This window comes from Corallococcus sp. AB049A (assembly GCF_003668885.1).
GTDB classification, from domain to species: Bacteria; Myxococcota; Myxococcia; order Myxococcales; family Myxococcaceae; genus Corallococcus; species Corallococcus interemptor.
Map to the genome: position 1 here is coordinate 1 of NZ_RAWL01000717.1, position 2,289 is coordinate 2,289.

Genomic DNA, 2,289 nt, shown 5'->3' on the forward strand with positions numbered 1-2,289 from the left:
CCCTGGATTACGCCGACGCCGCCGACTGGCAGCGGGAGGCCCTGAGCGGCGCCGCGCTGGAGTCGCGGCTGGACTACTGGCGGACGCAGCTCTCCGGCGCTCCCCAGCTGTTGGAGCTGGCCACGGACCGGCCGCGTCCCGCCCGGCGTGGTTCGGCGGGGGCTCGGGTCCCCGTGGTGCTCGACGCGCGGCTCGCGGCCTCCGTCCGGACACTGGCCGAGCGCGAAGGCGTCACTCCGTTCATGGTCCTGCTCGCGGCCTTCCAGACCGTGCTCGCGCGCCGCGCGGGTCAGGACGACGTCAGCGTGGGCACGGCCATCGCGGGCCGTCAGCGCGCGGAGTTCCAGGGGCTCGTGGGCCTCTTCGTCAACTCGCTGGTCCTGCGCACGCGGCTGTCGGGCGCCCCTTCGTTCCGGGAGCTGCTGGGCCGCGTGCGGGACACGGCGCTGGGTGCGTACGCGCACCAGGACGTGCCCTTCGAACGCGTGGTGGAGGCGCTCCGGCCTCCTCGCGAGCTGGGCTACACGCCGCTGTTCCAGGTGATGTTCAACCTGCAGGGCGCACGCGTGGACGCGCCCGTCCTTCCGGGCCTCCAGTCGCGGCTCCTGGACGTGCACACCGGCACGTCCATGTTCGACCTCACGCTGTCCCTGGCGGAGTCTCCCGAAGGCTTCGAGGGGTGGCTCGAGTACGCCACGGAGCTGTTCGACGCGGACACCGTGGCGCGGCTGGCCGGTCACTTCCTCGTGCTGCTGGAGGCCGCCATCGCGGCCCCGGACACGTCCATCCTCCAGCTCCCGTGGATGACGGCCGGCGAGCGCCACCAGGTGCTCACCGCGTGGAATGAGACGGCCCGCGCCTACCCTTCCGGCCGCACCCTCCCCGAGCAGTTCGCGCTCCAGGTCGCCCGGACTCCGGAGGCCATCGCCGTGGAGGACGGCGACGTCCGCCTGACGTACGTGCAGCTGGAGGCGCGGGCCAATCCGCTGGCGCACTTCCTGCGGGCGCGGGGCGTGGGCCCGGACGTTCCGGTGGCGGTGTGCATGGAGCGCTCCGTGGACTACGTGGTCTCGGTGCTCGCCGTCCTCAAGGCGGGCGGCGCGTACGTCCCGATGGACGCGTCGTATCCGGCGCAACGGCTGGCCTTCATGATGGAGGACGCCCGCCCCCGGATGCTGCTCACCACGCGCGCGCTGCGGGAGCGGCTGCGCGTGCCGGACGCGTTCCTGCCATGTCTCTTCGTGGATGCGCTGGCGCTCGAAGGCCAGCCCGTCACCGCGCCCGACATCAACGTGGGCCCGCGCAACCTGGCCTATGTCGTCTTCACGTCCGGCAGTTCCGGGCGCCCCAAGGGCGTGGCCGTTGAACAGCGCGGCGTGCTGCGCCTCGTGCACGCCGAGCCGTACTTCCGCCTCGGTACGCGCGAGACGGGCATGCTCTTCGCGCCGTTGTCCTTCGACGGCTCCGTGATGGAGCTGTGGACGATGCTGCTGCACGGCGGCCGGCTGGTGGTCTTCCCCGGTCACGTCCCGGCCGGAGACATGGACACGCTCGCGCGCGTGGTGGAGCGCCACGCGGTGAGCTTCGTCCACCTGCCGTCGGGCCTGTTCTCGCAGCTGGTGGAGCACCGGCCGGACATCCTCGGGCGGTTGCGCGAGCTGCACGTGGGAGGCGACGTCGTCTCCGCCTCGCACGTGCGCCGGGCATTGGAGTCCCTGGGCCGGCCCGTCACCAACGCCTATGGCCCCAGCGAATGCTCGGTGGCCGCCGCGTGCTTCACGGTGGAGCGGCCGGAGCAGACGGGCGCGTCGGTGCCCATTGGCGGGCCCATCGCGAACACCACGGCGTACGTGCTGGACGCGCGGCTCCAGCCGGTGCCGGTGGGCGTGCCCGGGGAGTTGTTCCTGGGCGGTGACGGCGTGGCCCGGGGCTACGTGTCCCGGCCGGAGCTGACGGCCGAGCGCTTCGTGCCCGATGCCTTCGCCACGACGCCCGGCGCGCGGCTGTACCGCACGGGCGACCGGGTCCGCTGGCGCGCGGACGGGACGCTCGACTTCCTGGGCCGCACGGATCACCAGGTGAAGGTGCGCGGCTTCCGCATCGAGCTGGCGGAGGTGGAGTCCGCCCTGCGCGAGCTGCCCGAGGTGCACGAGGCCGCCGTGGTGGTGCGCGAGGACGTGCCCGGCGACAAGCGGCTCGTCGCCTACGCGATGCCGCGCGCCGGGCAGGTGCTGGAGCCCACGCGGCTGCGGGAGGCGCTGCGCCGCAAGCTTCCCGACTACATGGTGC

At 73.2% G+C, this 2,289-nt stretch carries 1 protein-coding gene; it reads left to right on the forward strand.

Features of this window, described 5'->3' with window-relative positions; translation table 11 throughout:
* Positions 1-2,289: amino acid adenylation domain-containing protein (locus D7X55_RS38615; protein WP_121725644.1), on the forward strand; the 2,289-nt coding region annotated here is incomplete at both ends.